Source organism: Klebsiella sp. LTGPAF-6F (genome assembly GCF_001753185.1).
Classification (GTDB): domain Bacteria; phylum Pseudomonadota; class Gammaproteobacteria; order Enterobacterales; family Enterobacteriaceae; genus Klebsiella; species Klebsiella michiganensis.
This window is the reverse complement of the sequence record NZ_CP017450.1, coordinates 5,397,349-5,421,661: the sequence shown is the minus strand read 5'-3', so window position 1 is coordinate 5,421,661 and position 24,313 is coordinate 5,397,349. Positions and strand designations below refer to the sequence as shown.

Here is a 24,313-nt window from a genome sequence, read left to right as displayed (position 1 = left end):
TTTAGGCATTGAGCTGGGGAAAACATGATCAACGATATTCTGGCGCCGGACCTGCGGGTAGTCTTTTGCGGTATCAATCCGGGGAAGTCTTCCGCCCATACCGGTTTTCATTTCGCCCATCCGGGCAATCGCTTCTGGAAAGTGATTCACCAGGCCGGCTTTACCGACCGTCTTCTGAAACCCGAGGAGGAACTCCAGCTGCTGGATACCCGCTGCGGGATCACGATGCTCGTCGAACGCCCGACGGTGCAGGCCAGCGAGGTTGAGCTGCTGGAGCTCCGCGACGGTGGTCGTGAACTGGTCAGAAAAATGGAAGAGTATCAGCCGCGCGCGCTGGCGATCCTGGGTAAACAGGCCTTCGAGAAAGCGTTTCAGGTGCGCGGCGTAAAATGGGGCAAGCAGCAGGTGACCATTGGGGCGACGGAAGTGTGGGTGCTGCCGAATCCCAGCGGCCTCAACCGGGCGACGCTGGATAAACTGGTGGAGGCCTACCGGGAGCTTGACGAGGCGCTGGCCACGCGAGGGCTTTAATGCATTTCCGACGACAAAGGGGTTACGGCTTTCACCCCGGTCGTCGGCGGCTGGCTTAAGCCTGCGGCTTTAGTCAGCTTTTTCGCAATCGCTAATATTCCCTTTTTCTATCATGAATAAAAGGGCGTCAAAAGCGAAGTCGAGAAAGGCTTTACGGTCTTTCTCAAGGTGACGTAAAAGACGTTCTTCTCTGTACGAGGACTTTTCCACTAGCCCGGTCAGGCAGAGCCAGAACAGCATCATGACGTCCGCGACGGGAGCACTTAATCCAATCTCTTTTTTTTCGGCGGCGTCTGTGATTCGCTTTGCGATAATCTGGTGGATCTGTTCTCCAGTCATAGCGATATTTTTCAACGCTTTATTGTTTTTAGTGATTTTTTCAGAACAGGCAATCTTCCCGGCTATCGCGGAAAAGTAGGCAAGGCTTGTTTCGTGGAGAGCCATCAGCGCATGGCACAGCTCGCGATAAAATTCGCGAAATGAATTTTGCCTATTGGCGATTGGTATGAGCTCCTGATAGAAACGCTCCATTACCTCCAGGATAAGATGATCCAGAATATCCTTTTTATTATCGAAATAGGTATAAAGCGTGGTTTTACTAAAACCGGCTTCATGTGCGATCTCATCCATGGTGGTACTTTCTATTCCACGGCTTAGAAATAATGTATTAGCGGTGGTTAAAATAACCGTTCTATTAAAATCAGCCAGCTGAATTTTACGCTTGCTATTCATTTCATTTCCCTATGATTTGCCTGCGGTTTTAGGCGTAAATACGCTCCATCAACCAATAGTACAATCGTAAAACTATGAGTCCAGCGGTTTAATGGCACATAAATAAATAATAAGAATAAAACCTGGATATATATTGATGGGTTTTATATTGGGCTTTTAATATTTATTAAATAAATAGTTTCTGCTTAGACATAAAAAAAGCCAGTCATGTGACTGGCTTTTCAGGGGACGCGGCGATAATTAATCGTCGAGGAAGCTACGCAGTACTTCAGAACGGCTCGGATGGCGCAGTTTACGCAGCGCCTTCGCTTCGATCTGACGAATACGTTCGCGGGTTACGTCAAACTGTTTACCCACTTCTTCCAGCGTGTGATCGGTATTCATGTCGATACCAAAGCGCATACGCAGGACTTTCGCTTCACGGGCGGTCAGGCCAGCCAGAACGTCGTGGGTGGCGGCGCGCAGGCTCTCGGTGGTGGCAGAGTCCAGCGGCAGCTCGAGGGTGTTATCCTCGATAAAATCTCCCAGATGCGAATCTTCATCGTCGCCAATCGGCGTTTCCATGGAGATAGGCTCTTTGGCGATTTTCAGCACCTTACGAATTTTGTCTTCCGGCATCAGCATGCGTTCGGCCAGCTCTTCCGGCGTCGGCTCACGGCCCATCTCCTGCAGCATCTGGCGGGAAATACGGTTGAGCTTGTTGATAGTCTCAATCATATGCACCGGAATACGGATGGTGCGCGCCTGGTCTGCGATAGAGCGGGTGATCGCCTGACGGATCCACCAGGTTGCGTAGGTGGAGAACTTGTAGCCGCGGCGGTATTCAAACTTATCAACCGCCTTCATCAGACCGATGTTGCCTTCCTGGATCAGATCGAGGAACTGCAGACCGCGGTTGGTGTATTTCTTGGCGATCGAGATAACCAGACGCAGGTTCGCTTCAACCATCTCTTTCTTCGCACGGCGCGCTTTCGCTTCACCGATGGACATACGACGGTTGATATCTTTTACCTGCTCGATGGTCAGGCCGGTCTCTTGTTCAATCTGCTGCAGTTTCATCAGGCCGCGCTGAACGTCTTCTTTCACGTCAAGCAGCTTCTCTGACCACGGCTTGTTCATGGCGATGGCCGCATTGAACCAGGTTTCGCTGGTTTCGTTGCCGGTGAACAGAGTGATGAAGTTTTTCTTCGGCATTTTGCACTGCTCAACGCACAGCTTCATGATGATACGTTCTTGAGTACGAACGCGATCCATCATGATACGCATGCTGTTAACCAGGTAATCGAACTGCTTCGGTACCAGACGGAACTGTTTGAACACTTCGGACAGCTTGAGGATCTCTTCCTGCGCTGCGGCGTGGCTACGACCTTTCGCTTTGATGGTGTCGCGGGTCAGTTCGTACTGCGTACGCAGCTCGGCGAATTTCTCGCGCGCCAGCTCGGGGTCGATGCTGTTGTCGTCATCGCTGCTGTCGTCGTCTTCTTCTTCATCTTCGTCTTCGTCGTCATCCATCTCTTCCTGAGAGAGTTCAGAACCGACGTGCGTCGCCGTTGGCGCCATATCTTCTTCGGCGTTCGGGTCGACAAAACCGGTGATCAGATCGGACAGACGCGCTTCTTCCGCTTCAACGCGATCGTACTGCTCCAGCAGATAGGTGATCGCTTCAGGGTATTCAGCCACCGAGCACTGAACCTGGTTAATACCGTCTTCGATACGTTTAGCGATGTCGATTTCGCCTTCGCGCGTCAGCAGTTCGACGGTACCCATTTCACGCATGTACATGCGCACCGGGTCGGTTGTGCGTCCGATTTCAGACTCAACGCTGGAGAGAACCTGCGCCGCAGCTTCTTCCGCATCTTCGTCAGTATTGTTGTTCGTTTCAGCAAGCAAAAGATCATCGGCATCCGGTGCTTCTTCCATCACCTGAATGCCCATGTCGTTGATCATTTGGATGATGTCTTCGATCTGGTCGGAGTCGACGATATCTTCCGGCAGATGGTCATTGACCTCGGCATAGGTCAGATAGCCTTGCTCCTTACCACGTTGGACAAGAAGCTTCAGCTGTGACTGCGGGTTTTGCTCCATAAGACGGTATCCACACTTAATTCGTTTGATTGGTGTAAGCAGGCGAACTGCCAACATTTAAAGCGAGGGCGTACTTATATTATTGCCGCTGCGCCTCGAGCGGCTGTCGGGGTCTTCCCGAACGATATTCGGCACTTAAGCCGTTCAATGCGTTATCTTTCAAGTTGTCTCTGCGTTAGCTACGTTCTCTCATCCTGGTCATGTGCTTGTGCGCACTCCCGGGGATTCGTTCTCTTGCTGCTTTGATACAACTTGAATGAGTTCGTCTTTCGTTTATTTTTTGGCCAGTTCCTGGCTGATGGTCCAGAGTTCCCGGCGCTCTTCACTGCTTAAGCCGTGCGTGCGGTCGCGAGCTATCAACTCTTCTTGCCGCAGCTCCAGCAGTGAATCAAACATATGGTTGAGCGAGTCGGTGAAGGTTTTTTCAGCAATATCCTTATCTGCTATATCGTCCCACATCGACAGTTTTTCAAGGGTTGCGGCCTCATTTGTGCCGCGATACTGCTCTAACAGCAGCCCGGTGGTCAGGCCCGGCTGTGCCAAACAGGTTTTAACCAGTTCGTTGAACAGCCCAAGCCCCGGCATTTTACGCGGGTCCAGCCCTTCCAGGGGCGGTACCAGCGGCGCCAGATCCGGGTTTTGTACCAGTAACCCTATCAGTATACGCATGGTCGTGCGTTTTAGCTGCGGAGCAGGGCGCTGGATGCCATTTTCAGACTGTTTTGGCATTAAACGTTCAAGCTGCGCATCATCTAAAATCCCCAGCTTATTGCCTAACTCCTGGCGCAGGTAAATGCGCAGCGTTTCACCCGGCACCTGGGTTATCAGCGGCAGCGCTAAGGTACTCAGCTGCGCGCGGCCGTCCGGGGTGCTCAAATCCACCTGCGGTAGCAGGCTGTTGAACAAAAACGTGGAGAGCGGCTGAGCCTGCTCCATCCGCGCTTCAAATGCGGCTTTCCCTTCTTTGCGCACCAGCGTATCCGGGTCTTCGCCATCCGGCAGAAACATAAAGCGCAGCTGGCGCCCGTCGGTCATATACGGCAGCGCCGTTTCCAGCGCGCGCCAGGCGGCATCGCGGCCGGCCCGGTCTCCGTCGTAGCAGCAAACCACCTGATTGGTGACCCGGAACAACAGCTGAATATGGTCAGCGGTCGTCGACGTCCCCAGCGATGCAACGGCATAGTTAATGCCGAACTGCGCCAGAGCCACCACGTCCATATAACCTTCGACCACCAGCAGGCGGGGCGGTTCAGCGTTATCCTGCTGCGCTTCATAAAGACCGTACAGCTGGCGGCCTTTATGGAAAATATCGGTCTCCGGGGAGTTCAGGTACTTCGGCATGGCGTCACCCAGCACGCGACCACCAAAACCAATCACCCGGCCTCGCTTATCGCGGATGGGGAACATCACCCGTTCGCGGAAGCGGTCGTAACTGCGCCCCTGATCGTTAGTGACCAGCATGCCCGCATCAATCAGCGACTGGCGGTTTTCTTGATTACCGCCAAAACGTTTTAAAACGTTGTCCCAACCGGGAGGGGCGTAGCCAATCGCGAAGCGCGTAATCACCTCGCTGCTTAAGCCGCGTTTTTCCAGATACTGGCGCGCGGGGCCGGCGGCGGGTTGCATCAGAGACTGTTGATAAAACGTGTTCAGACCATCCATCAGCTGATAGAGATTTTGCCGCTGATGGCGCTCAATCTGGCTGGGTCCGCTACCTGCTTCATACGGCACGTCTAAATTATGCATGGCAGCCAGCTCTTCGACGGTTTCCACGAACTCGAGCTTGTCGTAGTTCATCAGGAAGTCGATAGCGTTGCCGTGCGCACCGCAGCCGAAGCAGTGGTAAAACTGTTTTTCACCGTTGACGGTGAAAGAGGGGGTTTTTTCGTTATGGAACGGACAGCACGCGTGAAAATTTTTGCCCTGCTTTTTCAGCTTTACCCGGGCATCGATCAGATCGACGATATCGGTGCGCGCCAGCAGGTCATTGATAAATACTCGTGGAATTCGTCCAGCCATATGCCCCGTTTTATACACGTTACCCTTCAAGCTGCCTCTGCGTTGGCTTCGCTCGTTCACCCCTGTCACTTACTTCGGTAAGCTCCGGGGACTCACTCCCTTGCCGCCTTGATGCATCTTGAATGATTGGGTGTATATGCTAATGCATAAACGAAAATAAGCCGCGCATTCCTTTCGGAAGCACGGCCTTACAACTACAACTCGGTCTGAATTGAGAGCGTGGCTCCCAACAGATTAGTACAGACGAGTGCGGCGTGCGTTTTCGCGAGCCAGTTTCTTCGCGTGACGTTTCACTGCGGAAGCTTTAGCGCGTTTACGTTCGGTAGTCGGTTTTTCATAGAACTCACGACGACGAACTTCCGCCAGAACACCTGCTTTTTCGCATGAACGTTTGAAGCGACGCAGCGCTACGTCGAACGGCTCGTTTTCACGTACTTTAATTACCGGCATGTAACTCTCACCTTTGATAAATTCGGTTTGCCGCTGGCATCAGCGCCAGCTTATTTCAAAATGGTGCGGAATTTTACTGCAATTGCTGCTGCTTTGTAAAGCACCGACGCGATTTTTGAAAGGGACTTTTATAAGGACAGGGAGTATACACGAAGTGAACGCCAGGGGTGAGGAAAGTTTTACATCAACCCGCATTGGTCCTACACTGCGCGGTATTGAAACGAGGTAAAACTAGCCATGCGTGTACTGGGAATTGAAACATCCTGCGATGAAACCGGCATCGCCATTTATGACGACGAAAAAGGTCTGTTAGCCAACCAGCTGTATAGTCAGGTGAAATTGCACGCTGACTACGGCGGCGTGGTGCCCGAGCTGGCCTCGCGCGACCACGTACGTAAAACCGTCCCCCTGATTCAGGCGGCGCTCAAGGAAGCCGGGCTGACGGCAAAGGATATCGATGCCGTTGCGTATACGGCGGGCCCCGGCCTGGTTGGCGCGCTGCTGGTCGGCGCGACGGTAGGCCGCTCGCTGGCCTTCGCCTGGAACGTGCCGGCGATCCCGGTACACCATATGGAAGGGCACCTGCTGGCGCCGATGCTGGAAGATAATCCGCCGCAGTATCCTTTTGTCGCGCTGCTGGTTTCCGGCGGCCATACCCAGCTGATCGGCGTCACCGGCATTGGCCAGTATGAACTGCTGGGCGAATCGATTGACGACGCGGCGGGCGAAGCCTTCGATAAGACAGCGAAACTGCTGGGGCTGGATTATCCCGGCGGCCCGATGCTGTCGAAGATGGCCTCCCAGGGCACCGAAGGGCGCTTTGTCTTCCCGCGCCCGATGACCGACCGCCCCGGGCTGGATTTCAGCTTTTCTGGCCTCAAGACCTTTGCCGCGAACACCATTCGCAGCAACGGCGATGACGATCAAATCCGCGCCGATATCGCCCGCGCTTTCGAAGATGCGGTCGTGGATACGCTGATGATTAAGTGCCGCCGCGCGCTGGATCAAACCGGCTTTAAACGGCTGGTGATGGCGGGGGGCGTCAGCGCGAACCGTACGCTGCGCGCAAAGCTGGCGGAAATGATGAAAAAGCGCGGTGGTGAAGTCTTCTACGCTCGTCCTGAATTCTGTACCGATAACGGCGCGATGATTGCCTATGCGGGGATGGTCCGTCTGCGCTCCGGCGCTAAAGCGGAGCTCGGCGTCACCGTTCGTCCGCGCTGGCCGCTGGCCGAGCTTCCGGCGGCATAACGTCTGATATTTCACTGGCCGACGTCCTGTCGGCCTGCCTTCGCGACTTATTCCATACTCTTACACAGCGAGCAAATCGCCCCCTGGTGCTTGTGCGAATGCATCACGTCAGGACGTTCGTACTCTTCCCGGCAGCTCAGGCAGCGGTAAACGGTGATCGACGCGTTACCCTGCGCATCGTAGCGCGGCTCGGCGATACCATCATCGTGCTGTTTAATGTAATAGCGCCCGCGGGTGGCGATCCCCATGACCGGCGTCATCACGAAAGCCACCGCCAGCGCAATCAGCGGCGAGAACGGCGCCAGCGTTTCGCCCAACAGGCCGAAGAAGGCGCTAATCGAAAGTCCTGCCGCGAGGGCAAAAGAGACCACGCCTACCGGGTTGACGTTGTAGATCATCCCGCGGCGATACTCCGGCTGCGCCGGCGCCAGCTTCAGCACCCCTTTGTTGACGGTGATGTCGGTGGCGACCACCACCACCCAGGCGATGGCAAAGTTAGAATAGAAGCCGAGGATCCACGCCAGAGCGCTAAACATGTCGCCTTCCATCAGGGCAAGGGCAATCGTCAGGTTGACGATGACGAAAATAATCCGCCCCGGATAACGTTTGGTGGTGCGCGTCCAGGCGCTGGTCCACGCCAGAGAGCCGGAATAGGCGTTGGTGACGTTAATTTTAATCTGCGAGATAACCACCAGCACCACCGCGAGGGTGAGCGCCAGCCAGCCGGGGACCAGGTTATCGAAGACGCTGACGAACTGTTGCACCGGTTCGGTGTTGTGCACCGTCGGGAAGCGGGTCAGCAGATAGAAGCCGAGGAAAGCGCCGATAATCTGTTTAATCGCGCCTAATACGACCCAGCCCGGGCCGGCGGAGAACACCGCCAGCCACCAGCTTTTGCTGTTTTCCGCGGTCTTCGGCGGCATAAAGCGCAGATAGTCGATCTGCTCGCCAATCTGCATGATCAGCGACAGGCAGACCCCCGCGCCGAGCATAATGGCGGTTAAATCTACCGTTGAGGCGTTGTTTTTACCGGCGAAGTTCATAAAGCCGTCCACCAGATCCGGGTCTTTGGCGATAAGCCACGCCACCGGAACCACCATCAGGACCAGCCACAGCGGCGTCGTCCAGACCTGAAGGCGAGTCAGCGCCTTCATGCCGTAGACCACCAGCGGCAAGACCATCAGCGTGGCGATGAGGTAGCCCATCCACAGCGGGATCCCCAGGCCCACCAGCAGCCCCTGCGCCATGATCGAGCCTTCAAGCGCGAAGAAGATAAAGGTAAATCCGGCGAAGATAATGCTGGTGATCACCGAACCAAAGTAGCCGAAACCGGCGCTGCGGGTGATCAGGTCGAGGTCGATGTTATAGCGCGCGGCGGTAATCGCCAGCGGAATACCGGTAAGAAAAATAACCAGCGCCGCCAGCAGGATCGCGTAAATCGCATTGGTGGTGCCCCAGGCCATGCCGATGCTGGCGCCGATAGAAAAGTCAGCCAGATAGGCGATGCCGCCCAATGCGGTCACCGCGACAACCCCCGGTCCCCAGCGGCGAAAGCTCAGCGGAGCATAGCGAAGGGTATAATCTTCCAGCGTTTCTTTGGAGCCGGAGGCACTGGTTTGCGCAGGTAAATCAGTTTTTATATCCAGTGATGACATAGTCATTCCTTAATGGTTAGGCATGACTGGAATTAGCAAACCTTATGCCACATCGCAGGGCAGGCGCTATCAGGGCTTCATGAAGGGGATGGCTAAAGAGAGGGCAGGGTATGCACCATCCCGACACCTCTGCGCCGGGGTGGTGCAGGGGTTACTTGCCGAGCATGCCTTTGTCTTCGATAAAGGCGATGATATTTTGCAGGCCGTCGCCGCTTTTCAGGTTGGTGAAGCTCCACGGGCGTTCGCCGCGCATGCGCAGGGTATCGCGCTCCATCACTTCCAGAGACGCGCCCACGTACGGTGCAAGATCGGTTTTGTTGATCACCAGGAAGTCGGATTTGGTTATCCCCGGTCCGCCTTTGCGCGGGATTTTTTCCCCTTCCGCCACGTCGATGACGTAGATGGTGAGATCCGCCAGCTCCGGGCTGAAGGTGGCGCTCAGGTTATCGCCGCCGCTTTCTACAAAGATGAGATCGAGATTGCCGAATTTCTCGCTCAGCGCTTCCACCGCGGCAAGGTTCATCGACGCATCTTCCCGAATAGCGGTATGCGGGCAGCCGCCGGTTTCGACGCCGACAATTCGTTCAGGCTCAAGGGCGCCAGCCTCGGTGAGAATGCGCTGATCTTCTTTGGTGTAGATATCGTTGGTCACCACCGCCAGCTGCCAGGTGTCGCGCATGGCTTTGCAGAGGGCTTCCAGCAGCGCGGTTTTTCCGGAGCCGACCGGGCCGCCGACGCCGACGCGCAGCGGTTGCTTAATCATGTTCATACCTTCTCCTAAGAACGGAATAATCGGGAATACTGGGTTTCGTGCCGGGCGGAAGCGATAGCCGCAAGCGGCGTCGCCGAACCGATGGCGTCGTCCGGGGTCGCCAGGGCGCTGTCCATGTCCGCCGCGTAGCGGTCGCACAGGCGAAGAATCAACTGCTGGGCCGCCTGCTGGCCAAAGGGCACCAGCTTGACGCCCGCCATCACCGCGCTTTCAATCCAGCTATAGCCAAGGCTCAGGGCCAGGTCAGGAATGGCGATTTGCCAGCGTACGCCGAGCCACGCCATGCCGGTTAGCTGACTTTGCTGGCACAGCTTGCGCCACTCGGGCGGGCAGTCCGGCTGCCAGTCGGCCAGCAGCCGGGTGAAGGCCGCGCCGCGGTTGCGCTCTTCATCGCGCAGCTCGCGAGTTTCCCGGCAGGCGAGCAGATAAGCGGTCCAGCGCCGGGCGCAGGCCAGATCGCCCGCTTCGCAGGCCCGGTAGAGGCGGGCAAACAGCGGCAGGTCGACGGTAAAAAAGCTCTGCTCCATTTGGCGCAGCTGCCAGCGCTCAAAGGCGGCGGTATCCGCTACCCAGCCCGCTTCCACCGCCCACTCCAGCCCCTGGGACCAGCTGTAGCCGCCAACCGGGAGGCTGCTGCTGGCAAGCTGCATCAAGCGCAGACGTTTTTCCGGCGTCGGCATTTAGTGGCTGTGCTCACGATCGTGATGGTGGTGGTGATGGCCGTGCGATTCGCTGGCGTAGGCGCCGGCTTCCGGTTCAAACGGCAGATGCGCGAAATCCACGGCCAGGCCAAACTGGCGCAGCATATCGTCCAGGACGTGATCGTGATGATAGCGCAGCTCGCCGGGCATAATCTGTAGCGGCACGTGGCGATTGCCAAGGTGATAGCAGGCCTTCGCCAGCATAAAGGGGTCATCGCAGCGTACGACCGAAACGGCTTCATCAGCGGCGATCACTTCAATGAATTCGCTACCGTTTTCGTTACTGAGAATGTCGCCGCCGCGCAGCAGCAGACCGCGCGGCAGCAGCAGGCCCGCCTGACGGCCATCGTTAAGCGTGACTTTAATGCGGCTTTTTACCCGCACGTCAATCGGCAGGGTAACGCTGGCCGTGGCCTGCGCAGGGGTCTCCACCCGTTGGGTCAAATAAAGCATTTGCGCTCCTTAAAACAGGAAATAACGTTGCGCCATCGGTAACACGTCCGCCGGTTCGCTGGTTATCAGTTCGCCGTCGATGCGCACCTCGTAGGTTTGCGAATCCACGGTAATAGTGGGCAGCAGGCCGTTGTGGTGCATATCGCCTTTTTGTACCGTGCGGCAGCCTTTAACCACCGCCGTCGCGCTGTGCAGGTTCAGCCGCTCAGCGACGCCGTTTTCCGCCGCCGCCTGCGACAGAAAGGTCAAACGGCAGCGGTGGCGAGCGCTGCCCAGCGCGCCGAACATCGGGCGATAGTGCACCGGCTGCGGCGTCGGGATAGAGGCGTTGATGTCGCCCATCGGCGCCATCGCGATCATGCCGCCTTTGACGATCGTCGCCGGCTTCACGCCGAAGAACGCCGGGGACCACAGCACCAGATCCGCCAGTTTACCCACTTCAATCGAACCGACTTCATGGGCGATACCGTGGGTTAACGCCGGATTAATGGTGTACTTGGCGATATAGCGCTTCACGCGGAAGTTGTCGTTATCGCCGCTCTCTTCCGCCAGCGGGCCGCGCTGGACCTTCATCCGGTGCGCCACCTGCCAGGTGCGCAACACCACTTCGCCGACGCGCCCCATCGCCTGTGAATCAGACGAGGTGAGGGAGAAGGCGCCCAGATCGTGCAGGACGTCTTCCGCGGCAATGGTTTCCCGCCGAATGCGCGATTCGGCAAACGCCACGTCCTCGGCGATATCCGGGTCGAGATGATGGCAAACCATCAGCATATCCAGATGTTCGTCAATGGTGTTGACGGTATAGGGCAGCGTCGGGTTGGTTGACGAGGGCAGAATATTGGGGTGCGCGCAGGCGGTAATAATATCCGGCGCATGGCCGCCGCCCGCCCCTTCGGTATGGAAAGTATGGATAGTGCGCCCGCCGATGGCCGCCAGGGTATCCTCAACGAATCCGGACTCATTGAGGGTGTCGCTGTGCAGCGCGACCTGCACGTCCATTTCGTCGGCCACCGTCAGCGCGCAGTCGATTGCCGCCGGGGTCGCGCCCCAGTCTTCGTGAATCTTCAGGCCGATAACCCCGGCCGCGACCTGCTCACGCAGCGCATCCGGATTCGAACCATTGCCTTTACCCAGCAGGCCAATATTGACCGGCAGGCTGTCCGCGGCCTGCAGCATCCGCGAGATGTACCACGGCCCGGGCGTGCAGGTCGTGGCGTTGGTGCCCGCCGCCGGGCCGGTCCCGCCGCCGATCATGGTAGTGACGCCGGAGACCAGCGCCTCTTCCGCCTGCTGCGGACAGATCCAGTGAATATGCGTATCGACGCCGCCGGCGGTGACGATCTTGCCTTCCGCCGCAATAATTTCCGTGGCCGCGCCGATCGGGATCGTGACGTTGGGCTGAATATCCGGGTTACCGGCTTTGCCGATCGCGAAGATCCGCCCGTCTTTGACGCCGATGTCGGCTTTGACGATCCCCCAGTAATCGACGATCAGGGCATTTGTCAGCACCAGATCCACACACCCGGCGGAAAGCATCTGTCCCTGGCCCATACCGTCGCGGATCACTTTGCCACCGCCGAATTTGACCTCTTCGCCGTAGGTGGTCAAATCATCTTCGACCTCGATCCACAGCTCGGTGTCCGCCAGGCGAACTTTATCGCCGGTGGTGGGGCCGAACATGTCGGCATAGGCCTGACGTGAAATGTCACTCATCGTTTGCCTCCAGCGCGCCCATAACGTCTCCGCGGAAACCGTACACCGCGCGGGTTCCGGCCAGCGCCACCAGCTCCACCTCGCGCTTTTGGCCAGGTTCGAAGCGCACTGCGGTGCCGGCGGCGATATTCAGGCGATAGCCGGTCGCCTGCTGGCGATCGAACTTCAGCGCCGGGTTGACCTCGGCGAAGTGGTAATGCGAGCCGACCTGAATCGGCCGGTCGCCGTGATTTTCAACGATAATGCAGCAGGTGGCGCGGCCGACGTTAATCGCTATCTGGCCGGGTTTTACCTGATATTCTCCTGGGATCATCGCGCTACCTCAGATTATCGGGTTATGAACGGTAACCAGCTTCGAGCCGTCCGGGAAGGTGGCTTCGACCTGGATATCGGGGATCATTTCCGGCACGCCTTCCATGACCTGGTCGCGGCTCAGGACGTGGCGTCCTTCTTCCATCAGCGCCGCGACGCTTCTGCCATCGCGCGCGCCCTCCATAATAAAGGCGCTAATCAGGGCCACGGATTCGGGATAATTGAGCTTCAGACCGCGGGCCAGGCGACGCTCCGCCACCAGCGCGGCGGTAAACAGCAACAGCTTGTCTTTTTCTCTGGGTGTCAGTTCCATAGCGTTCTCTTAAGTCAGCCAGATTCGGGGGAGTACCGGAGATTTGCCGGTCAGGTGCGGGCGCATAAATTGCCAGATATCGCGCATCGCCCGCTGGCAAAGCAGATTATCGTCACTTAGAAAGCGTACCGTCAGCAGACCGTCGGTGAGCGTCGCGCCGGCGTAGTTTGCCAGCGGCGTAAGTTTTTCGCGTACGCCTTCGAGCAGCGTTTCGTTCGCCGGGTAGAACAGCATCGTTCCCACCCACGGCTGCTGCGCGACGCAGGCCAGCTGTCCATCGGCCAGGCTCAGGCGCTCAATCAGCAGCGGAGAGCCGTCGACCCACACCTCCAGGCGATTGGCGAGCGCGCCGTGGCTAAAGGCTTCGCCGATGACCGGCCGGCCAAGGCACAGCAGGTCCCACGCCAGCAGCGTGCTGGAGGCGGCGAGATGAAAGGCGGTAGACAAAGCGGCGTTGGCGCCGGGAAAGAAGATCGCGTCCTGCGGCAGCCACTCGAGCGTTGAGTTTTCGGCCAGCGTCAGGGTTTGCTGAAGACGCGCCTGCGCGCCGCTGCTGCGATAGAACTTGCTGGCGCCGGGCATGGTGATCAGCGTGTGGCACCCGGGATCCATCGTCGCGCTAATGGTGAGCTCATCGCCGCCGACGATACCGCCGGGCGGATGAAGCAGATAGAGGTGACAGGTCTCTTCTTCGGGATAAAACGGGCGCTGAACGGTGAGGGGACCGACATGACGACGGGAGGCGAGCGTGGTTTTCCCGCCGAGAAATTGAAACTGGAGGTCCAGCGAGGCCTGCCAGCCTTTTTTATTCTGTGGTAACACGGTGCCGTGCAATGTCGCGCCCCTGCAAAATCAAGATAAAACAGCAGCGAAGAGTATTGATCGGGGGCCAATCATCCCGGTCATATGAAAAGCTTATGCCCGTCATACTTCGAGCCGCAGCCGCGTTGGCTACGGGCTACTCGGCCCATCCATGGGCCTCGCCCTGGCGGACCGTCGCAAGCGACGTTCAAATCTGCTCCCGGCAGATTTGTCGTTCGCCCGAATCACTTACTGGAGTAAGCTCATCGGGACTCACTCACTTGCCGCCTTGCCGCAACTCGAATTATTTAGGGCATAGAATTGTCATGCTTCGAGCCGCGGCCGCGTTGGTTCACCTTAATCACCTGGGGCTTACTTGCCGCGAAGTTGCGGCGCAGCAAAGGTTATTTCTGCTCCGGCGTTTTTTTCTTCTTTTTGAGCCGGGTCCAGATGCGGGTTTCCTGACGACGCCACAGACGCTGTATGTTGTCGTGATGGCGCAGCAGAATCAGGCATGACAGCATCGAAACCGGGAAAGTGTACTGCGGTTTGAACCACCAGACATAGAACGGCGCAATCAGCGCGCTCACGATAGCCCCCAGCGAGGAGTAGCCGCTGAGCAGAATCGTCAGCAGCCAGGTTCCGGCCATCACGCCGGTGAGATCCCAGCCGATAGGAGCAATGGCGCCGAAAGCGGTGGCCACGCCTTTACCGCCGCGAAAGTTAAAAAATACCGGCCAGATATGGCCCACGCAGGCGGCGATCGCCACCAGGCCGAGCCAGAACGGCGTCAGGCCTAACGCCCACGCGCCCCAGACCGGCAGCATGCCTTTCAGTACGTCAAAAATAAGCACCGCTACGGCTGCGCCCTTGCCGCCAATTCGCAGGACGTTCGTCGCCCCTGGATTGCCGGAGCCGCTGTCGCGAGGGTCGGGAAGGCCAGCGAGGCGGCAAACGAGAATGGCGCTGGAGATTGAGCCGCAGAGGTAGGCGAGGATAACCAGTCCAGGCGCGATTGCACTCATCAGCTGTTCCATTTTGAAAGTGTCGTTTTATCCCCTGCGCACTGCGCGTTGTCCGCGCATTGGCTCTCCGGGACCCATAGCGACGCTATGCTCCTGGAGCCTTGCCGCGTCGCTGTCTTCCTGCAACGCAAATTATTTAGGGGATGTCTTTGCATCTGTGGATAATACGCATAATTGGCCGGAAGTGGTATCCGGTTTAGCCAAAAAGCAGGCAGGTCGTGATGGATATTGTATTTATAGAGCAACTTTCGGTAATCACCACAATTGGTGTTTACGACTGGGAACAGACCATCGAACAGAAGCTGGTGTTCGATATCGAAATGGCGTGGGATAACCGCAAAGCGGCGGCCAGCGATGATGTCAGCGATTGTCTCAGCTATGCTGATATCAGCGAGCTGGTAATCAGCCACGTCGAAGGCGGGCGTTTTGCGCTGGTGGAACGCGTGGCGGAAGAAATTGCCGACCTGCTGCTGGAAAAGTTTCAATCTCCATGGGTACGTATTAAAGTCAGCAAACCTGGGGCGGTAGCCAGGGCGGCTAACGTCGGCGTCATTATTGAACGTGGCCTTAATCTGAAACAAAACTTTTCAGGTCATACTCGTGAAACAAATTGCGTTTATACCGGTCATAGAATCCGGCCATCAGGCTATTTTCTTTGCCGTTTTGCCCTGTGACAGCGCTCGAAATCCTTGCGTACAACCTGTACGCTCACTTTTCTGCGCGCTGTCTGTGGCCAAATAAGCACGCCTGATAGCTCGGTTCTTCGTTCCTGGTTTTTTTCATTTTACTTTTTAAAGGGTTTAATTGGATGAGCGATATACACTCGCTGCTGATAGCGGCAATATTGGGTGTGGTTGAGGGTTTGACAGAATTTTTACCTGTCTCCAGTACTGGTCATATGATTATTGTCGGTCATCTGCTGGGTTTTGAAGGCGATACCGCGAATACGTTTGAAGTCGTCATTCAGCTTGGTTCCATTCTGGCCGTTGTGGTGATGTTCTGGCGCCGCCTGTTTGGTCTTATCGGCATTCATTTTGGCAAAAAGCCCGAGCATGAAGGCCAGGGCAGCGGTCGCCTGTCGCTTATTCATATTCTTTTGGGGATGATCCCGGCGGTGGTGCTGGGGCTGATTTTCCACGATACCATCAAGTCGCTGTTTAACCCGATAAACGTGATGTATGCGCTGATTGTGGGCGGCGTGCTGCTGATCGCGGCGGAGGTGCTGAAGCCGAAACAGCCGCGCGCGGTGGGCATTGATGATATGACCTATCGTCAGGCGTTCGTCATCGGCTGCTTCCAGTGTCTGGCGCTGTGGCCGGGCTTCTCGCGTTCCGGGGCGACGATTTCCGGCGGGATGCTGATGGGCGTCAGCCGCTATGCGGCCTCTGAGTTCTCGTTCCTGCTGGCGGTGCCGATGATGATGGGCGCAACCGTACTGGATATGTACAAGAGCATTGGCTTCCTGAACGCCGGCGATATTCCGATGTTTGCCGTCGGTTTTATCACGGCGTTTATCGTCGCGCTGATTGCGATTAAAACCTTCCTGCAGCTGATTAAACGTATTTCGTTTATCCCGTTCGCCATCTACCGTTTTATCGTTGCGGCAGCGGTCTACGTGGTCTTCTTCTAAGCGCCCGCCCTCAGTCCCGCGGCTGAGGGCAACGCTTTTCTTTCCAGCGGGCGACGGCCTGAATCCGCCGACGCGTCAGCTCTTCACGAATTTCAACGCCCTGAAAACCTTCCGCCACCACCTCTTTAGTTGAAACCGACCGGGCAACGTCCCAGGCTTCCAGCAGCAGGCGACCCTGCGGATAATCGCAGGCTTCAAAGCCGGTGCGCCCGCGCACGTCGGCCTCGCTGGTTAACGCGATTTGCCTGACACGATGCGGCTTGCGCCAGGCGTCGATATTATCGAACAGCTTGACCAGCGTTTTCGGCTGCAGGATGGGCAGGGTATGAATCAGATCGTGAAATTCGGCGACCAGTTTTGCCAGGTCGCGCAGCTCGTTTGGCACCCGCAAACGGGCGCAGAGCTGCTCGACCAGCTTAACGCCAGCCGGACCGTGACCATGATGGCGCGGCCAGAGCGCTTTCGGCGTCAGCCCTTTCCCGAGGTCGTGGCATAGGGTGGCAAAACGGACATCCACTTCGGGCGAGAGCATCGCCGCCATGGTGACGGTCATCAGCGTGTGCAGGCCAGTGTCGATTTCCGGGTGCCATTTAGCCGGGGCCGGTACGCCATAAAGAGCGTCGACTTCCGGGAACAGCACCTTGAGCGCGCGGCAGTCGCGTAATGTCTGGAAGAAGACCTGCGGATTGCGGGTAGATAGGGCGCTTTCCGTCTCTTTCCACACCCGCTCGGGCGTGAGGTGCGCCAGTTCGCCAGCATCGGCCATCGCCCGCATCAGCGCCATGGTTTCATCGGCGATACGGAACCCCAGATGCGCGTAGCGGGCGGCAAAACGCGCCACGCGCAGGACGCGTAGCGGGTCCTCGCTAAAGGCGGGCGAGACGTGGCGCAGCAGGCGCTGGCGTAAATCAGCCTGGCCGCCGTAGGGATCGATAATCTGGCCGTCGGCGTCCTGGGCCAGCGCGTTGATCGTCAGATCGCGGCGCAGCAGGTCTTGCTCAAGGGTGACGTCAGCGGCGGCATAGCAGGTAAAGCCGGTGTAGCCGGAGCCGGACTTGCGCTCGGTGCGCGCCAGCGCATACTCTTCGCGGCTTTGCGGATGCAGGAACACGGGAAAATCACGGCCTACCTGCTGGTAGCCCGCGTCGAGAAGTTGCTGAGGCGTGGCGCCAACCACGACCCAATCTTTGTCTTTAACCGGTAGCCTTAATAACGCATCTCGTACTGCACCACCGACCAGATAAACCTTCACGCCTCACTCTCCCGTCTTTATTTTCTTACGATGATACGTAAGTCTGGCAGAGAAGACGAATTAGTTCATCCAGCGGTCTTTGCGTTTGCGGCTCGGTACCAGGTGCGGCAACACCAGTCCGAGGATCAGGCCGACGCCCAGCACGCCGCCGCCGTACATAAACCACTGCATGATAATGGTGCGCTGTTTGTCATCAAGCTGCAGATTTGCGGCGTTTACCTTTTTCTGCGCGACAACCAGCTCATTTTTCAGCTTTTGGTTCTCTTCTTTCAGACCGTTTATCACGGCGTCGCTACCGGCGACTTTCTTCTGCATGTCCGCCGTGCGCTGATTCCAGGTGGTGTCGATGTTGTTGAGTTTGTCGGTCAGGGTTTTGACCTGGTTTTCCAGATCCGGCACGCGGGTGCGCAGGCTGGGCTCGTTGCTCAGCTCTTTCAAGGGGATCCAGGCGGTACGGCCGCTGTTGTCGCGTACCTGAGCATAGTTCGTGCTGTCGTTGGTTTGCAGCACCGCGACTTCTTCACCGGCGTTGATGGTGCCCACGAGACGATAGTTATCGCCCGGACCGCTGCGCACCCAGGTATTCAGTTCATCTGAAACGTAACGTTTTTCTTCCGCGTGGACCGCCGTGGCGGCGCTCAGCGCCAGCAAAGTCAATGTAATAAGGCGTAATTTTGGCATCAGGTCATCGTTTGGTCATAAAAAGTTGAACGATAGTAGTGGCATCGCCGAAGCGACGCAAAGTTTTCCGCCACAATCGGAATCATCCAGGAGGTGGCCCGGCAAAATGCGCATTGCATGGCGATTCGCCGCAAAATACTATTTACTGACAAGAAATATCGTTGTTAGTTCGCCGCAATTTCCCGGCACAGCATATAAGCGGAAGAATTCAGTCATGGCTCAAGAAATCGAATTAAAGTTTATCGTCGCTCAGGATGGCGTTGACGCGCTGCGTCAGCACCTCAACGCGCTGGAGGCAAAGCATACGCCAGCGGGTCAATTGCTGAATATTTACTATGAAACGGCGGATAACTGGCTGCGCCGCCACGACATGGGGCTGCGCATTCGCGGCGACCAGGGGCGCTATGAAATGACGCTGAAAATTGCCGGGCGTGTCGTCGGCGGCCTGCATCAGCGTCCGGAATACAACATTCCTCTGGACACGCCGGAGCTGGCGCTGGAGAAACTGCCGGCTGAGGTCTGGCCGCAGGGGGAACTGCCGGCGGCGCTCGCACAGAACGTACAGCCGCTTTTCAGCACCGATTTTGAGCGTGAAAGATGGGTGGTCAAAGAAGGCGACAGCGAAATTGAAATTGCGCTTGACCGCGGCGAAGTTAAAGCCGGCGAGCATCAGGAACCGATTTGTGAACTGGAGCTGGAACTGCTGTCCGGTACTACCCAGGACATTCTGACCCTTGCCCGTCGCCTGCTGGATACCGGCGTACTGCGTCAGGGCAGCCTGAGCAAGGCGGCGCGCGGTTATCATCTGGCGCAGGGCAATGAAGAACGTCCGCTGACCGCGTTAACGATCCTTCGCGTCGCGCCGAAGGCCAGCGTCGAGCAGGGTCTGGAAGCGGCGCTGGAAAGCGCGCTGGCGCACTGGCTGTATCATGATGAACTCCTCAATCGCGGCAATGCAAAAGCGAAAGCAGAGATTTTGCACGCTATTGCCCGCGTGCGGCACGCGCTGGTGCTGTTTGGCGGTATTGTCCCGCGCAAGGCCACCACGCTGCTGCGTGAGCGTCTGAGCGAAGCTGAGGCGGCGCTGGCGGAGGCCGAAACCGCCCAGGCGGCGCTTTTCAGCGTGGCGACCGTCAGAGCCAAGCTGACGCTCACCGATCTGCTGATAAACCGCGGCTGGCGTCCCTTCCTGAACGCAGCCGGAGAGCAGAAAATTGCCGGTTCGTTTAAACGCTTCGCGGATATTCAGCTCTCCAGAGCGGCGGCGGAGCTGAAAAACGCCTTCCGCCAGCCGTCCGCTGACGGTTATGTCGATCAGCTTCCGCGCCTGACCCGTGAAATTGACACCGTTCAGCTGCTATCCGGCGCTTATATCGACGCTGCCGCGCCGTGGCTGGAAAACTGGCAAGAAACCCGCCGGGCGGTTGCGCATAACGACAGCAGCGTTATCGAATATTTTCGTCGCCAGGCGCTGGCCGCGGAGCCGTTCTGGCTGCATAGTGGAAAACGATAATTTCAGGCCAGGGAGCCCCTAAGATGCCGCTTTCTTCGCAATTACAGCAGCACTGGCAGACGGTCGCAGGCCGGCTACCAGCGGATTTTCCCGTATCGACGTTGAGCGATCGGGCGCAATCGGTCATGGCCTTTAGCGATTTCGTCGAACAGAGTCTGATCGCGCAGCCGCAGTGGCTGGCGGAGCTTGAAAGTGCGCCCCCCGAGGCGCAGGAGTGGCATCACTATGCCGACTGGCTGCAGGTTCGCCTGGCCGAGGTCAATGATGAAGCCGCGCTGATGCGCGAGCTGCGCCAGTTTCGCCGTCGGATCATGGTGCGTATCGCCTGGGCCCAGGCGCTATCGCTGGTCAGCGAAGAGAGCAGCCTGCAGCAGCTAAGCGCGCTGGCGGAGACCTTAATCGTCGCCGCGCGCGACTGGCTATACGCCGCCTGCTGCCGTGAATGGGGCACTCCGTGTAATGCTGAAGGTACGCCGCAGCCGCTGCTGATCCTCGGGATGGGCAAGCTCGGCGGCGGCGAGCTGAATTTCTCCTCCGACATCGATCTGATTTTCGCCTGGCCGGAGCATGGCGCCACGCGCGGCGGCCGTCGCGAGCTGGACAACGCCCAGTTTTTTACCCGCCTCGGGCAGCGCCTGATTAAGGTGCTGGATCAGCCCACCCAGGATGGCTTTGTCTACCGCGTTGATATGCGCCTGCGCCCGTTTGGCGACAGCGGCCCGCTGGTGCTGAGCTTTGCCGCGCTGGAGGATTATTACCAGGAGCAGGGGCGCGACTGGGAGCGCTACGCGATGGTGAAAGCGCGAATCATGGGCGATAACGATGGCGTTTACGCCAGCGAGCTGCGCGCCATGCTGCGGCCGTTTGTCTTCCGCCGCTATATTGATTTCAGCGTGATTCAGTCTCTGCGTAACATGAAGGGAATGATCGCCCGTGAGGTGCGCCGTCGGGGACTGAAGGACAATATCAAGCTCGGCGCGGGCGGCATCCGCGAAGTGGAGTTTATCGTCCAGGTCTTCCAGCTGATTCGCGGCGGACGCGAACCGATGCTGCAACAGCGGGCTTTGCTGCCGACGCTGGCCGCCATCGAAGAGCTGCACCTGCTGCCGGAAGGGGATGCGCAGAGGCTGCGCGAAGCCTATCTGTTTTTGCGTCGCTTGGAAAACCTGCTGCAAAGCATCAACGACGAGCAGACGCAAACCCTGCCGCAGGATGAACTTAATCGCGCACGGCTGGCCTGGGGGATGGGGGCTGCCGACTGGGATACGCTCAGCGCGCGGCTGGCGGAGCAGATGGCCAACGTGCGGCGCGTGTTTAATGAATTGATCGGCGACGATGAAACCCAGTCGCCGGATGAACAGCTTGAAGAGTACTGGCGCGAACTGTGGCAGGACGCGCTGCAGGAGGATGATACCAGCCCGGCGCTGGCGCATCTCGCCGACAGCGATCGCCGCAGCGTGCTGGCGCTGATCGTCGATTTTCGTAAAGAGCTGGACCGGCGCACGATTGGCCCGCGCGGCCGTCAGGTGCTCGACCAGCTCATGCCGCATCTGCTCAGCGAAATCTGCTCGCGCGCGGATGCCCCGGTGCCGCTGGCGCGCATTACGCCGCTGCTCACCGGGATTGTCACCCGCACAACCTATCTGGAGCTGCTGAGCGAATTCCCCGGCGCGTTAAAGCACCTGATTAGCCTGTGCGCGGCGTCGCCGATGGTCGCCAGCCAGCTGGCTCGCCATCCGCTGCTGCTGGACGAGCTGCTGGACCCGAATACGCTTTATCAGCCGACGGCCACCGATGCCTATCGCGATGAACTGCGCCAGTATCTGCTGCGCGTACCGGAAGATGATGAAGAGCAGCAGCTGGAGGCGCTGCGCCAGTTTAAGCAGGCGCAGCTGCTGCATATCGCCGCGGCCGATATCGCCGGAACCCTGCCGGTGATGAAAGTGAGCGATCACTTAACCTGGCTGGCGGAGGCGATGATTGACGCGGTGGTCCAGCAGGCCTGGCTGCAGATGGTGGCCCGCTACGGGCAGCCGACGCACCTGCACGATCGCCAGGGGCGCGGTTTTGCGGTGGTTGGCTACGGTAAGCTGGGGGGCTGGGAGCTGGGCTACAGTTCCGATCTCGATCTGGTGTTCCTCCACGATTGTCCGATGGAGGTGATGACCGACGGCGAGCGCGAAATCGACGGTCGTCAGTTTTATCTGCGGCTGGCGCAGCGCATCATGCATCTTTTCAGCACTCGCACCTCGTCGGGCATTCTGTACGAAGTGGACGCTCGCTTACGTCCTTCTGGCGCGGCGGGCATGCTGGTGACCACCGCCGATGCCTTTGCTGATTATCAACAAAATGAGGCATGGACCTGGGAGCATCAGGCGCTGGTTCGCGCCCGCGTCGTGTATGGCGATCCTGAGCTACAGGCGCGCTTTGACGCCATTCGTCGGGATATTCTTACTTCCCCGCGAGAAGGCGCAAAACTGCAGACCGAAGTGCGGGAAATGCGCGAAAAAATGCGCGCTCACCTGGGGAATAAGCATCACGATCGCTTTGATATTAAAGCCGATGCCGGGGGTATCACGGATATTGAATTTATTACCCAGTATCTGGTCCTACGCTATGCCAGTGATAAACCGAAGCTCACGCGCTGGTCCGATAACGTCCGTATTCTGGAACTGCTGGCGCAGAACGACATTATGGACGAGGCAGAGGCGAGGGCGTTAACTCACGCTTACACCACGCTGCGCGATGCGCTCCATCACCTGGCGCTGCAGGAGCAGCCGGGGAACGTGGCGCCAGAAGCGTTTAGCCAGGAGCGTGAACAGGTCAGCGCCAGCTGGCAGAAGTGGTTGATGGCTTAACTAAAAAACCGGGTGTGCTATTATCGCGCGCAAAGTTTGCGTCTCGCAGGAGAGAGGAATGAAAGTAACGCTGCCAGAGTTTGAACGTGCAGGAGTGTTGGTGGTTGGCGATGTGATGCTGGACCGCTACTGGTATGGTCCCACCAGCCGTATTTCGCCGGAAGCGCCGGTGCCGGTGGTGAAGGTGGAAAATATCGAAGAACGTCCTGGCGGCGCGGCAAACGTGGCGATGAATATTGCGTCGCTCGGCGCGACCTCTCGTCTGGTTGGCCTGACCGGGATTGACGATGCCGCCCGCGCGTTAAGCAAGGCGCTGGCCGACGTCAACGTGAAGTGCGACTTTGTGTCCGTCCCGACCCATCCGACGATTACCAAACTGCGCGTGCTGTCGCGCAACCAGCAGCTGATTCGTCTCGATTTTGAAGAGGGTTTCTCCGGCGTCGATCCGCAGCCGATGCACGAGCGTATTCAGCAGGCGCTGAGCTCCATTGGCGCGCTGGTGCTGTCTGATTACGCCAAAGGCGCTCTGACCAGCGTCCAGACCATGATTAAGCTGGCTCGCGACGCGGGCGTTCCGGTGCTTATCGACCCGAAGGGTACGGATTTTGAACGCTATCGCGGCGCCACCCTGCTGACGCCTAATCTCTCAGAGTTTGAGGCGGTCGCGGGTAAATGTAAGGATGAAGAAGAGATCGTTGAGCGCGGGATGAAAATCATCGCCGATTTTGACCTCTCGGCGCTGCTGGTGACCCGTTCCGAGCAGGGGATGACGCTGCTGCAGCCGGGGCGACCGCCGCTGCATATGCCCACTCAGGCCCAGGAAGTCTATGATGTTACCGGCGCGGGCGACACGGTCATCGGCGTGCTGGCGGCGACGCTGGCCTCCGGCAACACTCTGGAAGAGGCCTGCTACTTTGCCAACGCGGCGGCGGGCGTCGTGGTCGGTAAACTCGGTACCTCTACCGTTTCGCCTATCGAACTGGAGAACGCGGTGCGCGGGCGCTCCGAGACCGGTTTTGGCGTGATGAGCGAAGAAGAGCTGAAGCTGGCGGTTGCCGCGGCGCGCAAGCGCGGCGAGAAAGTGGTGATGACCAACGGCGTGTTCGACATTTTACACGCGGGCCATGTTTCCTACCTGGCTAACGCGCGCAAGCTGGGCGATCGGCTGATCGTTGCGGTGAACAGCGACGCGTCAACCCGGCGTCTGAAAGGCGACTCTCGCCCGGTCAACCCGCTGGATCAGCGGATGATCGTGCTGGGCGCGCTGGAAGCTGTCGATTGGGTGGTCTCTTTTGAAGAGGATACCCCGCAGCGGCTGATTGCCGGAATTCTGCCGGATCTGCTGGTAAAAGGCGGCGACTATAAGCCGGAACAGATCGCCGGTAGCGAAGAAGTCTGGGCAAACGGCGGCGAGGTGCTGGTGCTCAACTTTGAAGATGGCTGCTCGACGACCAACATCATCAAGAAGATCCAGAAAGATAACAAACAGTAATGTTTTCTCTTCGCACCGTAGCGGCGGTATGTCCGGAATTACCGCGCTAACCGAGGCGTAACCGGCGATAACGC

General features: G+C 58.0%; 21 protein-coding genes and 2 pseudogenes. 8 read left to right on the top strand and 15 right to left on the bottom strand.

What is annotated here, in order from left to right; translation table 11 throughout:
- Window positions 1-24 precede the first annotated feature (24 nt).
- Window positions 25-531 (top strand): G/U mismatch-specific DNA glycosylase, encoded by a 507-nt coding sequence (gene mug / locus BJF97_RS25355; protein ID WP_009651862.1) that lies wholly within the window; start codon window positions 25-27, stop codon window positions 529-531.
- 69 nt (window positions 532-600) lie between these two features.
- On the opposite strand, the gene BJF97_RS25350 is transcribed toward mug, so the two are convergent.
- The 4 genes from BJF97_RS25350 to rpsU form a co-directional block, all read right to left on the bottom strand.
- The gene (locus tag BJF97_RS25350; protein WP_032692890.1) at window positions 601-1,263 is read right to left on the bottom strand and encodes a TetR/AcrR family transcriptional regulator; all 663 of its coding nucleotides are present in this window, start codon (window positions 1,261-1,263) and stop codon (window positions 601-603) included.
- A gap of 240 nt (window positions 1,264-1,503) precedes the next feature.
- On the bottom strand, window positions 1,504-3,348 hold the full coding sequence (rpoD, locus tag BJF97_RS25345; RefSeq protein ID WP_004105908.1) for an RNA polymerase sigma factor RpoD: 1,845 nt from the start codon (window positions 3,346-3,348) through the stop codon (window positions 1,504-1,506).
- Between the two features lie 273 nt (window positions 3,349-3,621).
- Complete coding sequence (dnaG, locus tag BJF97_RS25340; RefSeq protein WP_014226898.1) at window positions 3,622-5,367, bottom strand: DNA primase; 1,746 nt, start codon at window positions 5,365-5,367, stop codon at window positions 3,622-3,624.
- 234 nt (window positions 5,368-5,601) lie between these two features.
- Window positions 5,602-5,817 (bottom strand): 30S ribosomal protein S21, encoded by a 216-nt coding sequence (gene rpsU / locus BJF97_RS25335; protein WP_001144069.1) that lies wholly within the window; start codon window positions 5,815-5,817, stop codon window positions 5,602-5,604.
- A 237-nt stretch (window positions 5,818-6,054) separates the two neighbouring features.
- Here rpsU and tsaD point away from each other — a divergent pair, with 237 nt between their 5' ends.
- Entirely contained in the window at window positions 6,055-7,068 is a 1,014-nt protein-coding gene (gene tsaD, locus BJF97_RS25330) for a tRNA (adenosine(37)-N6)-threonylcarbamoyltransferase complex transferase subunit TsaD (RefSeq protein ID WP_032692889.1), read from the top strand.
- Between the two features lie 47 nt (window positions 7,069-7,115).
- On the opposite strand, the gene BJF97_RS25325 is transcribed toward tsaD, so the two are convergent.
- The 8 genes from BJF97_RS25325 to BJF97_RS25290 form a co-directional block, all read right to left on the bottom strand.
- Window positions 7,116-8,723 (bottom strand): purine-cytosine permease family protein, encoded by a 1,608-nt coding sequence (locus BJF97_RS25325; RefSeq protein WP_032692887.1) that lies wholly within the window; start codon window positions 8,721-8,723, stop codon window positions 7,116-7,118.
- A gap of 151 nt (window positions 8,724-8,874) precedes the next feature.
- Window positions 8,875-9,492: an urease accessory protein UreG gene (gene ureG / locus BJF97_RS25320; RefSeq protein ID WP_004105899.1), complete on the bottom strand. Its 618-nt coding sequence runs from the start codon at window positions 9,490-9,492 to the stop codon at window positions 8,875-8,877.
- A gap of 8 nt (window positions 9,493-9,500) precedes the next feature.
- Window positions 9,501-10,175, bottom strand: coding sequence for an urease accessory protein UreF (locus BJF97_RS25315; protein ID WP_014226895.1), 675 nt, complete (start codon window positions 10,173-10,175; stop codon window positions 9,501-9,503).
- On the bottom strand, window positions 10,176-10,649 hold the full coding sequence (ureE, locus tag BJF97_RS25310) for an urease accessory protein UreE (RefSeq protein WP_032692886.1): 474 nt from the start codon (window positions 10,647-10,649) through the stop codon (window positions 10,176-10,178).
- 9 nt (window positions 10,650-10,658) lie between these two features.
- Window positions 10,659-12,362, bottom strand: coding sequence for an urease subunit alpha (gene ureC, locus BJF97_RS25305; protein WP_014839580.1), 1,704 nt, complete (start codon window positions 12,360-12,362; stop codon window positions 10,659-10,661).
- The gene (locus BJF97_RS25300; protein WP_014226892.1) at window positions 12,355-12,675 is read right to left on the bottom strand and encodes an urease subunit beta; all 321 of its coding nucleotides are present in this window, start codon (window positions 12,673-12,675) and stop codon (window positions 12,355-12,357) included. The genes ureC and BJF97_RS25300 overlap by 8 nt, the downstream gene beginning before the upstream one ends.
- A 9-nt stretch (window positions 12,676-12,684) precedes the next feature.
- Window positions 12,685-12,987, bottom strand: coding sequence for an urease subunit gamma (locus tag BJF97_RS25295; protein WP_025105909.1), 303 nt, complete (start codon window positions 12,985-12,987; stop codon window positions 12,685-12,687).
- A 9-nt stretch (window positions 12,988-12,996) separates the two neighbouring features.
- Window positions 12,997-13,821 (bottom strand): urease accessory protein UreD, encoded by an 825-nt coding sequence (locus BJF97_RS25290; RefSeq protein ID WP_032692884.1) that lies wholly within the window; start codon window positions 13,819-13,821, stop codon window positions 12,997-12,999.
- Between BJF97_RS25290 and BJF97_RS35240 the strand changes: the two are divergent.
- Window positions 13,811-13,894, top strand: a pseudogene (locus BJF97_RS35240) (short-chain dehydrogenase); the annotation flags it as partial. The gene BJF97_RS25290 and the pseudogene BJF97_RS35240 overlap by 11 nt on opposite strands.
- 298 nt (window positions 13,895-14,192) lie before the next feature.
- Here the strand turns inward: BJF97_RS35240 and plsY are convergent.
- Window positions 14,193-14,813, bottom strand: coding sequence for a glycerol-3-phosphate 1-O-acyltransferase PlsY (gene plsY, locus BJF97_RS25285; protein ID WP_004854283.1), 621 nt, complete (start codon window positions 14,811-14,813; stop codon window positions 14,193-14,195).
- A 221-nt stretch (window positions 14,814-15,034) separates the two neighbouring features.
- Between plsY and folB the strand changes: the two are divergent.
- Window positions 15,035-15,397 (top strand): annotated as a pseudogene (gene folB, locus BJF97_RS25280) (bifunctional dihydroneopterin aldolase/7,8-dihydroneopterin epimerase); the annotation flags it as partial.
- A 224-nt stretch (window positions 15,398-15,621) separates the two neighbouring features.
- Complete coding sequence (bacA, locus tag BJF97_RS25275; RefSeq protein ID WP_004854277.1) at window positions 15,622-16,443, top strand: undecaprenyl-diphosphate phosphatase; 822 nt, start codon at window positions 15,622-15,624, stop codon at window positions 16,441-16,443.
- A gap of 10 nt (window positions 16,444-16,453) precedes the next feature.
- Here bacA and BJF97_RS25270 read toward each other — a convergent pair whose 3' ends face one another.
- Window positions 16,454-17,695 (bottom strand): multifunctional CCA addition/repair protein, encoded by a 1,242-nt coding sequence (locus tag BJF97_RS25270; RefSeq protein WP_014226887.1) that lies wholly within the window; start codon window positions 17,693-17,695, stop codon window positions 16,454-16,456.
- A 60-nt stretch (window positions 17,696-17,755) separates the two neighbouring features.
- Complete coding sequence (locus BJF97_RS25265) at window positions 17,756-18,376, bottom strand: TIGR04211 family SH3 domain-containing protein (RefSeq protein WP_014226886.1); 621 nt, start codon at window positions 18,374-18,376, stop codon at window positions 17,756-17,758.
- A gap of 214 nt (window positions 18,377-18,590) precedes the next feature.
- On the opposite strand from BJF97_RS25265, the gene BJF97_RS25260 reads away from it, so the two are divergent.
- Genes BJF97_RS25260 through hldE form a run of 3 tightly spaced genes read left to right on the top strand, consistent with a single transcriptional unit; the run spans window position 18,591 to window position 24,239 of the window.
- Entirely contained in the window at window positions 18,591-19,889 is a 1,299-nt protein-coding gene (locus BJF97_RS25260) for a CYTH domain-containing protein (RefSeq protein ID WP_032692883.1), read from the top strand.
- Between the two features lie 23 nt (window positions 19,890-19,912).
- Window positions 19,913-22,747 (top strand): bifunctional [glutamate--ammonia ligase]-adenylyl-L-tyrosine phosphorylase/[glutamate--ammonia-ligase] adenylyltransferase, encoded by a 2,835-nt coding sequence (gene glnE / locus BJF97_RS25255; protein ID WP_032692882.1) that lies wholly within the window; start codon window positions 19,913-19,915, stop codon window positions 22,745-22,747.
- 58 nt (window positions 22,748-22,805) lie between these two features.
- Window positions 22,806-24,239, top strand: a complete 1,434-nt coding sequence (gene hldE / locus BJF97_RS25250) for a bifunctional D-glycero-beta-D-manno-heptose-7-phosphate kinase/D-glycero-beta-D-manno-heptose 1-phosphate adenylyltransferase HldE (protein ID WP_014226884.1) — start codon at window positions 22,806-22,808, stop codon at window positions 24,237-24,239.
- Window positions 24,240-24,313 lie beyond the last annotated feature (74 nt).

Bases quoted from the DNA above. Each gene is read 5' to 3' on its own strand.
- ureE (WP_032692886.1), bottom strand. From the start codon at position 10,649: ATGCTTTATTTGACCCAACGGGTGGAGACCCCTGCGCAGGCCACGGCC.
- BJF97_RS25325 (WP_032692887.1), bottom strand. From the start codon at position 8,723: ATGTCATCACTGGATATAAAAACTGATTTACCTGCGCAAACCAGTGCC.
- rpsU (WP_001144069.1), bottom strand. From the start codon at position 5,817: ATGCCGGTAATTAAAGTACGTGAAAACGAGCCGTTCGACGTAGCGCTG.
- BJF97_RS25260 (WP_032692883.1), top strand. From the start codon at position 18,591: ATGGCTCAAGAAATCGAATTAAAGTTTATCGTCGCTCAGGATGGCGTT.
- BJF97_RS25350 (WP_032692890.1), bottom strand. From the start codon at position 1,263: ATGAATAGCAAGCGTAAAATTCAGCTGGCTGATTTTAATAGAACGGTT.
- BJF97_RS25315 (WP_014226895.1), bottom strand. From the start codon at position 10,175: ATGCCGACGCCGGAAAAACGTCTGCGCTTGATGCAGCTTGCCAGCAGC.
- ureC (WP_014839580.1), bottom strand. From the start codon at position 12,362: ATGAGTGACATTTCACGTCAGGCCTATGCCGACATGTTCGGCCCCACC.
- ureG (WP_004105899.1), bottom strand. From the start codon at position 9,492: ATGAACATGATTAAGCAACCGCTGCGCGTCGGCGTCGGCGGCCCGGTC.
- BJF97_RS25265 (WP_014226886.1), bottom strand. From the start codon at position 18,376: ATGCCAAAATTACGCCTTATTACATTGACTTTGCTGGCGCTGAGCGCC.
- mug (WP_009651862.1), top strand. From the start codon at position 25: ATGATCAACGATATTCTGGCGCCGGACCTGCGGGTAGTCTTTTGCGGT.
- plsY (WP_004854283.1), bottom strand. From the start codon at position 14,813: ATGAGTGCAATCGCGCCTGGACTGGTTATCCTCGCCTACCTCTGCGGC.
- rpoD (WP_004105908.1), bottom strand. From the start codon at position 3,348: ATGGAGCAAAACCCGCAGTCACAGCTGAAGCTTCTTGTCCAACGTGGT.
- glnE (WP_032692882.1), top strand. From the start codon at position 19,913: ATGCCGCTTTCTTCGCAATTACAGCAGCACTGGCAGACGGTCGCAGGC.
- BJF97_RS25295 (WP_025105909.1), bottom strand. From the start codon at position 12,987: ATGGAACTGACACCCAGAGAAAAAGACAAGCTGTTGCTGTTTACCGCC.
- BJF97_RS25300 (WP_014226892.1), bottom strand. From the start codon at position 12,675: ATGATCCCAGGAGAATATCAGGTAAAACCCGGCCAGATAGCGATTAAC.
- bacA (WP_004854277.1), top strand. From the start codon at position 15,622: ATGAGCGATATACACTCGCTGCTGATAGCGGCAATATTGGGTGTGGTT.
- tsaD (WP_032692889.1), top strand. From the start codon at position 6,055: ATGCGTGTACTGGGAATTGAAACATCCTGCGATGAAACCGGCATCGCC.
- hldE (WP_014226884.1), top strand. From the start codon at position 22,806: ATGAAAGTAACGCTGCCAGAGTTTGAACGTGCAGGAGTGTTGGTGGTT.
- dnaG (WP_014226898.1), bottom strand. From the start codon at position 5,367: ATGGCTGGACGAATTCCACGAGTATTTATCAATGACCTGCTGGCGCGC.